The following is an 11,716-nucleotide window of genomic DNA, read 5'->3' on the forward strand; positions in this document are numbered from 1 at the left end:
GGCGGCGCGGATGTCGGCCGGCACGCGTTCCAGGGCCATGACGGCGCAAGCGCCCGCTTCCTCGGCGATTTTCGCCTGTTCCGGGGTGGTGACGTCCATGATGACGCCGCCCTTGAGCATTTCGGCAAGGCCGGTCTTGAGGCGGATGGTGCCCTGTTCCATAGTTGTACTCCTTCTATGTCGGGAAATCGCTGTCTTCTTTCTTTGTGCTGTCTTTTCGGAATATATGAAAGCCGTCCGGCATTTTTCATATCAAGCGGCTTTACTCTCCAGGTTCAGGCCGTAAAGCATGCGGAGCATAGGCCTGGACAAGACAACGGGCCAGAACGCGTGTGGGATCTACAAGAGGGATGCCCTCAAATTTTTTTCCTGCAAGTGCCAGAGGCAGCTCGGTGCAGCCCAGCAAAATCAGATCAACCTGACGCTCCGCCATACGGCGCGCCTGCGCCGTGACGCCATTCCATGCTTTTTCCGTGACGGGGCTGGAAAAAGCCTTCAGGCCATAGGCCGGATCGCTGATGGCGCGCTGAAGCTTCTCGCGTCCGGCTGCGTCGGGATAGAGTACATCCAGACCGGCTTGGCCGAGATATTGATCAAAAACACGGGATGCATGCGCCCCTTGTGTGCACAGCACTCCGACGCGCCGAACTTGTGGAAAGTTTCGGGCGATATACTCTGCCGTAGCCGTGATCATGTTGACAAAGCATCCCGTGAAGCCGGAATCTTTGAGGCGCTCCAGAGCCGCGTCAAGTATGGATGCGCTATGCGCCGTATTGCAGGGCATACCGATAACCGTGGCTCCGGCCCTGGCGAGCCGGACCATGATCCCGCCCATGGCGTGGCCGGGATTGTCGAGGCTGTCGTCCAGTAGAAACTCCACACGCGGCGGGATTTCCGCAGGGAAGGAATACAAGATGACCGGCAGGTGATCCTGATCCTTTGTTGCAGCGCAACAGTCAAAAATTTTGTGGACAAGGTCCAGCCCGGCATAGGGTCCGAGTCCGCCGAGAACGCCGATAGAAGATGGAGAAACGGACATAATTGTCTCCGGAAGCAGGCGGCGGAGCCATGCCCGCCGCCCCATGTGCCCTTGTCATTTACGAAAAGTATCCAGATAGGCGAACAGAGCGGGGGAACCGCCGGTGTGCAGGAAGAGCAGATTGGCGCCTTCCGGGAAATGTCCTTTTCGGACGAGATCTATGAGGCCCGCCATAGCCTTGCCCGAGTATACGGGATCAAGCAGGATGGCTTCAGTGCCGGCCAGCAGCTTGACGGCCTCGACCATGCTCCCGGTGGGCAGGGAGTAGCCGGGACCCACATAGTCGTCAAAGGCCACAACCTTGTCGGCGGGCAGGCTGACCGGCGCGCCGATATACTTCAGAGTTTCCTGGGCCAGCTTATGCACGGCGGCTTCCTGTACGTCTTTGGGACGGTTTACGCCGATGCCTGTCACCGGAATGCAGGCGTTGTTGGCATACATGCCGGCGATAATGCCTGCATGCGTGCCCGCGCTGCCGCTGGGAACGATCATGTGGCCGATGGAAAGCTTCATCTCAAAGAGCTGGCGCATGATTTCCTCCGCGCAGTTCACATAGCCCAGCGCGCCGATCTTGTTGGATGCGCCTCCGGGAATGACGTAGGGCTTTTTGCCTTGGGCCTTCAGGGTTTCGGCCACCTTGCCCATTTCGCAGATCATGTCGCTGCCGCCGGGCACAACAGTGATACTCTTAACGCCCAGAAGCTGGAAAAGGAAGTTGTTGCCCGAGGCTTCGGGCTTGTAACTACCCTTGACGCGTTCTTCAAGCACCAAGTGGCAGTCGAGTCCTTCCTTCACTGCCCAAGCCAAGGTCAGACGGCAGTGGTTGGACTGCACGGCGCCGCAAGTGATGATGGCGTTCGCGCCTTGGGCTAGAGCGTCGGCCATGCAGAAATCGAGCTTGCGGGTTTTGTTGCCGCCGGCTGTGCCGGGAAGCATGTCGTCGCGTTTGATGTAAATGTTGACTTTGCCGCCCAGCGCCTTGGAAAAATTGGGCAGGGGCTCAATGGGAGTGGGGGTGGTCACATAGCCACGGCGGGGAAACTTGGCGAGATTCATGATATCATCCTTTGGTGTAATGCGTTGTGAAAAAGCGGAGCCGGCGGTTAGCGCAGGCCCATTTCCTCTATGACGCCGACGAGGATGTCCGCGATGTCATCACAGTCTTTTGTGGAGAATGTCAGGGGCAGCCGCATGTCGCACATGGTGGCAAGAACCTTGCGAGTCCTGGGCAGATCGAGAGTGGCGAGATGAGGAAAATACTGCCAACTGTCGTAAGAGCTGGTGAAACCGTCAGGCTCCTTGTTACCGAACCATTTGACGGATACGCCCCGTTCTCCGGTCCCGGCGATGAAAGCTTCGATTTCCTTGTAGCCGGCCTTGGGCAGATTCCACTGGATGGAGCTGCCCACATAGTATTCCCGCGGGTCGCGGGCGGGGCAAACCACACCGGGAATGGACTTCAGACGGGCTTCCATATGGTCGTACAGCCTGTTCCAGCGGCGACACTGTTCATCGAGAAGTTTGAGTTGGGGCAGAAGCAGGGCCGCGCGAAGATTATCCATGCGCGAGCTGAAGTTGGGCGTGATTTTCTTGATCTTCTCGAAGACATCGGGGCCGGGGCGGGAAGTGTGGGCGGAATACAGCATGTATGATCCCGAGTACATGATGGCCCGGGCGATGGCGTCGTCATCGCTGGTGATCAGCAGGCCGCCTTCACCGGAGTTCATGTGCTTGTAGGTCTGGGTGCTATAGCAGGCCGCATGGCCGAAGGTGCCGCTTTTTTTGCCGTTCCAGGAGCCGCCCATGGTATGAGCGCAGTCTTCCAGCATGATTAAGTTGTGTTTGCGCACCACCTCCATGACCTTGTCCATGTCGGCCATGTGCCCGCGCATGTGCGACAGCAGGAAGAAACGGGCCCCCGTGCGGGCGGCCTTGGCGTCAAGGTCGTCGATATCTATGGTGTAATTATCGGTGATCTCCACCAGTTCAATGCTGCCTCCGGCGTTTTCGATGGCGCCGGGTACCGGAGCCAGGGTGTAGGCATTGCACAGTACGGTATCCCCCGTTTTCACGCCGAGACTTTTGAGAGCGATATACAGCGCGCTGCCGCATGAGGCGCAGGCAAGACAGTATCTCGAGCCCATATATGCGGCGAATGCCTCTTCCAGCTCCGCCGCATGGCCCTTTTCTCCGGGCATGATGTTATAGCGGTGCAGCCGTCCGGTCTTGAGCACGCCGAGAGCAAGATCAATCCCTTCCTGGGGAATGGGTTCCTGAAGGGTAAAGTCTTTGGTGAACGTCTTCATATGCATACCTCTGTTTTTGAGGGAGTGGGGAGCAAGGACTTCCCACGACAACGTCAGAACTTGGGATGCTCGTAAACCTGGAAGTCCCATTTCCGGCCGGGATAGAACTTGCGCAGACGCCAGTCGCAGGCGCGCGCATGGCCTTCCATGCCTTCTACCCGCGACAGACGGGAGGCGGCGCCGCCGATGACCTCGTTGGCCTGTTCGCTGATGTTCTGGTAGGTGCAGATCTTCAGGAATTTGTGCACATTCAGGCCGCCGCTGTAATAGCCGGCCTTTTTGGTGGGCAGGATGTGGTTGGTGCCGGAGCATTTGTCGCCATGCGGCACGGTGCTGCCCTCGCCTAAAAACAGCGAGCCGAAACTGCGCAACCGGTCGCGCCACCAGTCCAGGTCTTTGGCGATGACCTGCACGTGTTCAGGAGCATAGGCGTCGCAGGTCCGGGCCAGTTCCTCGCGGTTCGCACTGCAGATGATTTCGCCGTAATCGTTCCAGGCTGTCAGAGGCACGTCGGGGTTGGGCATGTCCTCGCAAAGCCTGGGAATCAGTTCAAGAACCTTTTTCCCCAGTTCCTCACTGACGGTAAAGAGCCAGACCGGAGAATTGTAGCCGTGTTCGGCCTGAGAAACGAGGTCGATGGCCACGGTCATGGGGTCGGCGGTCTCATCAGCAATGACGGCGGACTCCGTGGGACCGGCAAATACATCGATGCCGCACAGGCCGGAACCGCTCAGCAGGGCCTTGGCTTCAGCCACATAGGCATTGCCGGGCCCCACAAGAATATTGGCGGGTTTGCCGGTGTACAGGCCGTAGGCCATCGTGGCAATGGCCTGGACGCCCCCCATTTCAAGAATGATGTCGGCTCCGGCGATGTGCATGGCATAGCAGGTGGCCGGATCGATATGGTCGCCCCTGGGCGGTGTGGCCGCCACAATGAAGGGCACACCCGCGGCCTTGGCCGTGGCCACGCTCATGATGCCTGAGCAGGCATGGGCGAAGCGGCCGCCGGGCACATAACAGCCGGCCACATCCATGGGAATAACGCGCTGGCCTAAAATGACGCCCGGCGTCACTTCGGTCTCAAACTCTTTCAGGCTGTCCCGTTGTGCTTTGGCAAAGCCGGCGACCTGCTTGTGGGCGAATTCCAGATCGCGTTTCACGCTTTCCGGTACGGAAGCAATAAGTTTTTGGCGTTTTGCGTCGCTCAAGATGAATTCCCGGTCCCAGTTGTCGAACTTTCTGGCCAAAGCGCGCACGGCTTCTTCGCGCCCCGAACGGATTTCCTCCAGCATCTGCTCCACGACAGCGCGGGCTTCCTTGCTGGAACCTTCCACAGATTTGGCGGCTTGTTTCAGGTAGTGCATGGCATATCTCCTCTGTAGTATTTTATAATATATTTTATAAAATAGTTTATGAAATATTTTCAGGCCCAATTAATCACTGACCTTGAAAAGCAATGGACGTGTATTGTTGCCCAGTAACATGAACTGAAGATCCCGGATGGGGATGGCGTTCAGCTCGGCGGCGCGCTTTTTGTAGAGTATGAAGCCCAGTGCGCACCAGACTGCCAGCAGCATCCAGGATTCCCGACTGATAACCGCCGGCGAGCCTGGTATGGCGAGCAAAAGGAAACTGGCCATGGAGATGAGGGAGCCCAGAATCGTCACTGATTTGGCGAAGGGAAGGTTAACCTGTCCGGGATATTGGCTGACGAATCTGTACGCCGCGAAACAAGTAAAGAAGTAGCTCAGCGCGGCGCTCAAAGCGCAGGTGTCGGTCAGCCAGACCAGAACCTGCCGACCGAACCACGGGGCCAGGAGAGAGAAACCCAGCACGAAGGAAATAGCATTGACTGGTGTTTGATGCTTGGGGGAAATTTTTTCAAACCAGGAAGGAATAAATTTGCCGCGTCCCATGCTGAACAGAATGCGTGTGGTTGCAATGAAATAGCCGTTCATTCCGCTGAAAATGCCCGCGAGCACAGGAATCGCCAGAATGAGTCCCCCGATTTTGCCGAAGGCCATGTTGGCCACAGCGCCGGTGAGCCACGGGTATTCAGCCGCCAGCAGTTCCGGGTAGGGTCTGATGATGGATACCGCGAACAGAACAAGGGAATACAGCGCGCAGCCGCAAAGGATGGATATGAGCATCAACCGTGTGGATTTGTCGTGATCAAAATTGAATTCCTCGGCGGTCTGCGGAATGGTGTCAAAGCCCTGATAGAGAAAGGGGGCAAGGGCCACAACTGTAATTATGCTGATAAAGCCGGAGTGCATCTCATTGAAGTAGGGCTCAAGGTTGTGGATGGAGGCCGTCTCGTTGATGCCGGATCCTGCAGCGAGCGCCACAACGCCGATGGACAGAGATACGGAAAGCGTGAGTTGCAGATTGTTGGCGCAGGAGTTTCCGCGATAATTCATGAAGGCGAAGAAAAGGATAACCAGCGAGATGAGGATCACTTCGCCGGTATAGATGTCCCATCCGGCGACGGAGTAGAGGTATCCGACTTCGAATGCGCCCGGCAGGAGAAAGCGTGTGAGTAGAAGAATCGCCGTTGCGTTGAGCGCGATGACGCAGCTGTAGCTTAGCGCCAGCCCCCAGCCGCAGATGACGGCCGCCACCCGTCCCAGGCTGACGAAGGCATAGGCGAAAGCCCCGCCGGCCACAGGATAGGCTTTGATCATAACGCCGTAGCACAGGGCGACGATGCATAACGCGACGGCCCCGACGCCCAGGCCGATGAGGCTGGCGACGGGGCCGGAAAGAGGCAGAAAGCGCGTGCCGGGCAGGATGAAGCAGCCCCAGCCGATGATCGCACCCACGGCCAGGGCCCATGCCTGCATGGGGACAACGGATTTTTCCAATTCATTGCGTTGCGGGCCGTCATGATGTTTCTGATGCATACAACCTCCAGAAAGCGCGAGTTGAAGATTACGAGGTAGCCAATTCCGGTCTCCTTTTTGTCTCCTCTTAAAATAAGGGGAGGGCGTTGAGGCAACCCTAGGTCAGTGTTTTGCGGGTGTCAATATTTTATGAAATATTTCATAAAATATTTCATAAAATAATATGGTCACATTGACCCCACCGCCCATGAAGTTTATATGGGCATCATGAAAAATAGGGCAGAACCCGAAGGCATTGCGACAAAATCTCTTGTTGCCTACAAGATGATCCGTGACATGATTCTGAGCGGCGCGGCTCTTCCGGGAACGCGGCTTATACTTGTGGAACTCGAGCGGAAGCTGGGAGTCGGGCGCGGGCCTATACGTGACGCGCTGCTTCTGCTGGGGCAGTCCGGTCTCGTGCAGATTGTCCCGTACAAGGGTGCTGTCGTTATGTTGCCGCCGTCCTATCGGGAAATGGAACTGATTTACACGCAACGCTGCCAGCTTGAGCTGGTTCTGGCCGCGGAGGCCATGGCACAGGCAACTCTTGAAGATGTGTCCGCTCTGGAGGAGATGGCGGACAAAATGACAGCTTCCGGCACGGAGGAGCAGTATTTCTTCCATATGGACAGAAACTTCCACCGCCGGCTTTATGAACTTTCACGTATGCCGCACCTGGTGTCTATCGTGGAACACCTCATGGATTTCGTACAGGCTTTCCTGACGTTACGCGCTTATTCCGCCGTGCACAGGGAGCTGTTCAACAAACAGCATGCCATGATCATTGATGCCTTACGCCGTAAAGATGAAACGGATCTGCTTTCCACACTCGAGAACAACATCATGGTCGGCCTGGACCTCGTGCGTGAGGAACTGGCCCGTTTTTCACACTAAACAAATGCCGGGTTGGGCTGAATGTTCTCTATAGAGGATCTTTGCCCTGGAGAAGTGTTCGGCGGACAACGGCCCGTGGTTCGCCGCTTGATGAGCTGATCTGTTTTTTAATAAAATTGTACGTGTTGCCCGCTGTTCTTGAGACTTGAGAAGCGCGCGCGCCGGGTGTACACAGCTAAAGATTACGCGCACGATCCGGCGCGCCGCACTCCGGCGCGGGATTCCGGCCCTTCGGCGCGGCGCATCCCAAGTCAAGGATATATCCATGCACGATCACAGCGAGTATCTGAACCGCATCCTGTTGAGCCGCGTCTACGACGTGGCGGTGGAAACGCCCCTGGACGAGGCCGTGAGCCTGTCGCGGCGGCTGGGCAACAAAGTGCTGCTCAAGCGCGAGGACTTGCAGCCGGTCTTTTCCTTCAAGCTGCGCGGCGCGTACAACAAGATGGCCCGCCTTTCGCCCGAGGAACTGCGGCGCGGCGTCATCGCCGCCTCGGCGGGCAACCACGCCCAGGGCGTGGCCCTGTCCGCCCAGCGCCTGGGCTGCGAAGCCACCATCGTCATGCCCGTGACCACTCCGGCCATCAAGATTTCGGCGGTACGGCGTCTGGGCGGGCAGGTGGTGCTTTCCGGCGAGTCCTTCAGCGACGCCTGGCGGCACACCCAGGATCTGATCGGCCAGAGCGGCGCGGTGTTCATTCCTCCTTTCGAGGACCCGGACGTGATCGCCGGGCAGGGCACCATCGGCATGGAAATCCTGCGCCAGCACCCGGGCGAGATCCACGCGGTCTTCGTGCCCATCGGCGGCGGCGGCATGGCCGCCGGAGTGGCCGCCTACATCAAGCACCTGCGCCCGGAAATCCGGGTCATCGGCGTGGAACCCGTGGATTCCGACGCCATGCGCCGCTCGATCATGGCCGGATATCCCGTGGAGCTCAACGACGTGGGCCTGTTTGCCGACGGCGTGGCCGTGAAGCTGGTGGGCGAGGAGACCTTCGCTCTCTGCCGCGATTTGCTGGACGACATCATCACTGTGGATACCGACGCCATCTGCGGGGCCATCAAGGACATTTTTGAAGACACCCGCGTGGTGGCCGAGCCCGCCGGAGCCCTGTCCCTGGCCGGTCTGCGGGCCTATGCCGCCAACGGCGGGGTCAAGGACGCCACTTTGGTCGCCATTGTCAGCGGCGCGAACATGAATTTCGACCGCCTCGGCCATGTGGTGGACCGCTCTGAAATCGGCGCGGAACGCGAAGCTCTGCTGGCCGTGACCATTCCGGAACAGATGGGCAGCTTCCGGCGGCTCTGCACGGCCATCGGCAAGCGCAGCATCACCGAGCTGTGCACCCGCTTCGCGGACCCGGAAAGGGCGCGGGTGCTGGTGGGCATCAAGATTCAGGGCAAGGGCGACGTGGCCGAGGTGCTGGCCGATCTGCGCGAGCAGGGCTTTACGGTCATTGATCTCAGCGACAATGAGCTTGCCAAGCTGCACCTGCGGCATATGGTGGGCGGCAATGCCCCGCAGGTCGCCAATGAGCGCCTGCTGCGCTTCGCCTTCCCCGAGCGGCCCGGCGCTTTGCTGGACCTTATTGACGCCATGCGCGTGGAATTCAACATCACCCTGTTCCAGTACCGCTATCACGGGGCCGACTTCGGCCGGGTGCTGATGGGCTTTGACGTGCCCGATGAGCAGCGGGAGGCTTTTGAGGACTTTTTGGCGCGGGTGGAGCGCATGGGCTACCCGCATGTGGATGAGTCGGACAATCCGGCCTACAAGATGTTTTTGGGCTGGCACGACGCCTAAAGGGGGGCGTCGTGCCCGGCGATGATGTTGCCCTCCGGGCATGACGGTTTTCGCTTCGTTCTCGTTTGGGCCGCCTATCGCTGCTGTCTTCATCCGTACGGCGGCCTTGCCGCCAACGGCTGAAGCCTCCCTCCGCGCCGCGCAATGCCATCCGCTGATGGTGGTTGAGAAGGAGATGTTCAGCCGTTGAACGTTGACACGCGGCGATTTCGGGGCGCAGCGAGCCACGCGAGCAAGACCCGTGGGACGCCGCGTCAACGCGCTACGGCGTACAGCAGAGGCAGGGGGTTGTAGGGGCCTGGGGACAGCCGTCCCCGGCCCTCTGCCGCGCGCTTTAGCCGTAGGCGAGCTTGCGAGCCATACGGATAAAGACAGCAACGATAGGCGGCCCAAACGCCGGGAGGCGTAAAACTTCCGTGCCCGGAGGGCAAAATAAAACAACAGACTGAGAACAGAATGCCCGTGTGTCCTAGGTCATCTTCTTGACCTGTATCAGAGAATATGATTGGTTGAGGGTAGGTGCTTCACAACACCTCTCACGACGGTTACCATCCCGACAGAATGGCTTTTTTTGCGCCCTCTTGGGGGCGGTGCAGGCTATCTCTTGCCGGGTGTTGCGGTTATGTCCAGGCCGAAAGGCTAAAGGCCGCAAGCCGCTCGTGGGCGGTTGTGAACACCCGGCATTGCCATTCACAGGCAAGGCCAACCGCAAAACCCACGAGGTGCCTTATGTCCCATCATTTCCCGAGCGCCGCTCCACAGCCCCAATCGTCAACGCCCCCCTCTCAAAGCCCTTCCGAACTGGCGGAACGGATCGAACAGTTCCGGAACGCCGCCCGTGCCTTGCTCGCCGTATATGAACCGGCGGGACAAGGCGGCTGCGCGCCTGCCGCGCGCCCGAGCCCGGACTCGCCCGGCGAAACCCGCTGCTATTATTTTTCACCGGGAGCGGTGCAGCATGAGCGCAAGCTGCTGGAACACTATCACGCGGAAGACTTTCGCGGCCTTCTGGCCCAAACCTATATGCTGCTGGCGGGCGTGGTCAAAATAATGAAAAGCACGCACCATGACGTGCGCGTGAAAGGAGACGCCATCGCCAGCCTGGGATGCCTTCTTGAGCAGACCTGCAGCCTGGTGCTGCGAATGCGGAACGTCTACGACAGGGTGGAAAGGGTACGCCCGTAATGTTTCAAACAGCCCGCGGTCGTTTTCGGTCGCGGGCTGTCCCTATCTTCCCAGCAGGGCCTTGGCTTCGGGCGTCACGCCGCTGAGTCCGGCCACAACCTTGTCCGCGCCGATCCGCTCGGGGTCCTGGGAGATGATGATCAGAATCCGCTCCGGCGTGGTATTGACCATGGTGACGGCCTGTCCTTTGACGGTCTGGTTGCGGGGCACGCCGGTGAAGGTCCAGAACCGGCCTTCCTTGCGCGGTTCGGAGGCGTCGCCCTGCAATTCGGTCATCTTGCGGGCAAAGTCCTCGGCCGTGGCCTTGGGCGTGTTGGGCAGCAGATAGATGCTGATCTGGGCCAGAAAGCGCTCCTGCTCCTGGTCCTGTTTGCCCAGCACCAGCATGTATTCGTCCTGGCTGCCGGTGCTGAAGGCCGTGCGCTCCTGGCCGTCCCAGCCTTCCGGCAGGTCCGCGCTGAACTGGGCGAAAACGCGGTTTTCGGCCTGGGCCGCGCCCGCGCAGCAGAGCAGAAGCAAAAGTGTAAGAAGACAGCGCGCCATATGGTCCCTCCGTGGCAGCAATGGGGAAAAAATGGGGCAGGCCCTGGACTTCAGGATAAACGCTGAGAGGCCGGGGGGCAAGTCCGGCGGTTAGAGGCTGTCGTCACGAGCGCCTATTCGGCCCACTGGGCGATGGCCGCGAAAATGAGGCGGTCCACCTGATTTTTGTGGGCGTCCAGGCGGCCTTCCTTGCGTTCCTTGGCCAGGGCCAGGTGCACGGCCAGCAGATTGTCCCTGGCTTCCCGCCGGACATCGCTCTCCCTGCCGAGACTCAGGCGGCAGACCCAGTCCAGGCTGGGGCTGCGCCCGGCCAGCGCCGTAACGTCCTCAAACAGGATCACTTGCCAGAAGGTTTCCCAGTTGATGAACATTTGCCGCAGAAATGCCCGCTGGCGGTCCTGGTCCTGGGGGCTCCAGCGAGCCAGGCAATGGGCCGCGAGCGCCTTGCGCAACGCTGTGTCCTCCGGGGCGGCGTGTTTGAGCAGCCAGGCCCGCAGGGGGCCGGGGGCTTCCAGGCGAGCGGCATAGAGCATGGCCGTGGCGCTGACGCCGGGATCCGGATCCGCGAAAAGGGGCAACAGGGACCGGGCCAGTTTGCGGCCGCTCACCGGCGCGGACGGCGGCAGGGAGGCCCGGCGCAGGGTGCGCGCGCCGCGCCATTTGGCGTCGGCCGCCATTTTGAGCTCCGGCGTGCCGTCGCGGGCCAGGTTGCGCAGGAGGCTGAGCGTCGGGCTGTCCTCGGAGCGGTAGAGGGAATTTTCCAAGGTGAGCAGGCGGGCCAGATCGCGCGGGTCGTCCGGGAAGGCGCGCACAAACTCCCATGCAGCGTCCGGAACGGCGGCCTCGCCGTTCCAGGCCACAACGGCGGCCAGCTTGAGCAGGCGGATGTCCGGCCCATCGTCGGGCCGCAGGCTGTCCAGCGCGGCGCGGCCTTTTTCGGGCCAGGCCATGTTTCTTGCCAGCAGCAGCGCGCCCACGCTGACAATCGGGTCAGGAGAGCGGGCCAGTTCCAGAAAATCCCGGCAGGGCCAGGCGTTGACGGCCGCATAGATGCTGTCCG

General features: G+C 59.9%; 10 protein-coding genes and 1 pseudogene. 3 read left to right on the plus strand and 8 right to left on the minus strand.

Annotated features, from left to right (window positions below; genetic code table 11):
• From KH208_RS13740 to KH208_RS13765, 6 genes and pseudogenes are all read right to left on the minus strand, one after another.
• Positions 1-162, minus strand: a pseudogene (locus KH208_RS13740) (pyridoxal 5'-phosphate synthase lyase subunit PdxS); the annotation flags it as partial.
• Between the two features lie 100 nt (positions 163-262).
• A complete protein-coding gene (locus KH208_RS13745) occupies positions 263-1,039 on the minus strand; it encodes an amino acid racemase (protein WP_291437237.1) in 777 nt (258 codons plus the stop codon).
• Positions 1,040-1,093: 54 nt separating this feature from the next.
• Entirely contained in the window at positions 1,094-2,095 is a 1,002-nt protein-coding gene (locus KH208_RS13750; protein WP_291437239.1) for a D-cysteine desulfhydrase, read from the minus strand.
• Positions 2,096-2,142: 47 nt separating this feature from the next.
• A complete protein-coding gene (locus tag KH208_RS13755) occupies positions 2,143-3,345 on the minus strand; it encodes an aminotransferase class I/II-fold pyridoxal phosphate-dependent enzyme (protein WP_291437241.1) in 1,203 nt (400 codons plus the stop codon).
• A 53-nt stretch (positions 3,346-3,398) separates the two neighbouring features.
• On the minus strand, positions 3,399-4,709 hold the full coding sequence (gene hisD / locus KH208_RS13760) for a histidinol dehydrogenase (RefSeq protein ID WP_291437242.1): 1,311 nt from the start codon (positions 4,707-4,709) through the stop codon (positions 3,399-3,401).
• A 69-nt stretch (positions 4,710-4,778) separates the two neighbouring features.
• Positions 4,779-6,248 (minus strand): APC family permease, encoded by a 1,470-nt coding sequence (locus tag KH208_RS13765; protein ID WP_291437244.1) that lies wholly within the window; start codon positions 6,246-6,248, stop codon positions 4,779-4,781.
• Between the two features lie 198 nt (positions 6,249-6,446).
• Here KH208_RS13765 and KH208_RS13770 point away from each other — a divergent pair, with 198 nt between their 5' ends.
• From KH208_RS13770 to KH208_RS13780, 3 genes are all read left to right on the plus strand, one after another.
• The gene (locus KH208_RS13770) at positions 6,447-7,124 is read left to right on the plus strand and encodes a GntR family transcriptional regulator (RefSeq protein WP_062252932.1); all 678 of its coding nucleotides are present in this window, start codon (positions 6,447-6,449) and stop codon (positions 7,122-7,124) included.
• 265 nt (positions 7,125-7,389) lie between these two features.
• Positions 7,390-8,928 carry a threonine ammonia-lyase, biosynthetic gene (ilvA, locus tag KH208_RS13775; protein ID WP_291437245.1) on the plus strand — a complete coding sequence of 513 codons (1,539 nt, stop codon included), beginning with the start codon at positions 7,390-7,392 and terminating at the stop codon, positions 8,926-8,928.
• 729 nt (positions 8,929-9,657) lie between these two features.
• Entirely contained in the window at positions 9,658-10,113 is a 456-nt protein-coding gene (locus KH208_RS13780; protein WP_083522061.1) for an ATPase, read from the plus strand.
• A 42-nt stretch (positions 10,114-10,155) separates the two neighbouring features.
• Here the strand turns inward: KH208_RS13780 and KH208_RS13785 are convergent, their stop codons facing one another.
• Both KH208_RS13785 and KH208_RS13790 read right to left on the minus strand, forming a co-directional pair.
• Positions 10,156-10,656, minus strand: coding sequence for a protoporphyrinogen oxidase (locus KH208_RS13785; RefSeq protein WP_291437246.1), 501 nt, complete (start codon positions 10,654-10,656; stop codon positions 10,156-10,158).
• A 113-nt stretch (positions 10,657-10,769) separates the two neighbouring features.
• Positions 10,770-11,716 (minus strand): hypothetical protein (locus KH208_RS13790; RefSeq protein WP_291437248.1); only part of this gene is annotated, 947 nt, incomplete at its 5' end.

Source organism: Desulfovibrio sp. (assembly GCF_018379785.1).
Taxonomy (GTDB): Bacteria; Desulfobacterota; Desulfovibrionia; order Desulfovibrionales; family Desulfovibrionaceae; genus Desulfovibrio.

What these genes read in the sequence shown, in the direction of transcription:
- KH208_RS13745 (WP_291437237.1), bottom strand. Translation starts at nt 1,039, where the DNA reads ATGTCCGTTTCTCCATCTTCTATCGGCGTTCTCGGCGGACTCGGACCC.
- KH208_RS13750 (WP_291437239.1), bottom strand. Translation starts at nt 2,095, where the DNA reads ATGAATCTCGCCAAGTTTCCCCGCCGTGGCTATGTGACCACCCCCACT.
- KH208_RS13755 (WP_291437241.1), bottom strand. Translation starts at nt 3,345, where the DNA reads ATGAAGACGTTCACCAAAGACTTTACCCTTCAGGAACCCATTCCCCAG.
- hisD (WP_291437242.1), bottom strand. Translation starts at nt 4,709, where the DNA reads ATGCACTACCTGAAACAAGCCGCCAAATCTGTGGAAGGTTCCAGCAAG.
- KH208_RS13765 (WP_291437244.1), bottom strand. Translation starts at nt 6,248, where the DNA reads ATGCATCAGAAACATCATGACGGCCCGCAACGCAATGAATTGGAAAAA.
- KH208_RS13770 (WP_062252932.1), top strand. Translation starts at nt 6,447, where the DNA reads ATGGGCATCATGAAAAATAGGGCAGAACCCGAAGGCATTGCGACAAAA.
- ilvA (WP_291437245.1), top strand. Translation starts at nt 7,390, where the DNA reads ATGCACGATCACAGCGAGTATCTGAACCGCATCCTGTTGAGCCGCGTC.
- KH208_RS13780 (WP_083522061.1), top strand. Translation starts at nt 9,658, where the DNA reads ATGTCCCATCATTTCCCGAGCGCCGCTCCACAGCCCCAATCGTCAACG.
- KH208_RS13785 (WP_291437246.1), bottom strand. Translation starts at nt 10,656, where the DNA reads ATGGCGCGCTGTCTTCTTACACTTTTGCTTCTGCTCTGCTGCGCGGGC.